The sequence below is a fragment of the Acutalibacter caecimuris genome (assembly GCF_034335085.1).
GTDB classification, from domain to species: domain Bacteria; phylum Bacillota; class Clostridia; order Oscillospirales; family Acutalibacteraceae; genus Acutalibacter; species Acutalibacter caecimuris.
The window spans coordinates 1-645 of record NZ_JAWXXJ010000092.1; the positions used below are offsets into that span (position 1 = coordinate 1).

The window sequence follows — 645 nt, forward strand, 5'->3', positions numbered from 1 at the left end:
CGAACAGCAGGCCACTCAGACCCCGGAGGCAAGCGGGGGCGAAAAGCTGTTCACCCAGGCCGAGCTTGACCGCATCATTGGGGAGCGGCTGGCCCGCGCCAAAGCTGACAAACGCACAGACGAACGGGAACAGGCCTTGAAAGCACGGGAATCCCGGATGGACTGCCGGGAATACATAGACAGTAAAAAATACCCCGCCGAGCTGCTGGACATTTTGCCCACGGCTGACTTTGAGCAATTCAAGTCGGCAGCTGACCGGCTGGCCGCTCTGGCGGGGAATTGGGGCGGCAGCGGCCCAACCATGCGGGTGGATATGACCGCCCCTCTCAGCAGCGGGGCTCCCCAAAACGGAGACCCCCTTGCTGATGCTTTCAAGCCTAAAAGATAATTTTTTAGGAGTTGATACAATATGGCCATTGAGTTGGCAACCAAATTTTTACCATATACCGACGAGCTTTTCAGCACGGAAAGTCGCAAGTCCCTGCTGACAAACCAGGATTTTTCTTGGGTGGGGGCGCATTCGGTGCGGATATACAAAATCTCTACCAGCACCATGAACGACTACGGGCGCTCCGGCCCCGCGACGGACAGCTGGTCGAGATATGGCCCTGTGGCCTCCCTGGACGCGACCACAGAGGAAATGAC

General features: G+C 57.5%; 1 protein-coding gene and 1 pseudogene. Both read left to right on the forward strand.

Annotated elements, in window-relative coordinates; translation table 11 throughout:
• A partial coding sequence (locus U8U01_RS17320; protein WP_322176827.1) for a hypothetical protein occupies nt 1–388 on the forward strand: 388 nt, incomplete at its 5' end.
• Between the two features lie 21 nt (nt 389–409).
• A pseudogene (locus tag U8U01_RS17325) lies at nt 410–645 on the forward strand (hypothetical protein); the annotation flags it as partial.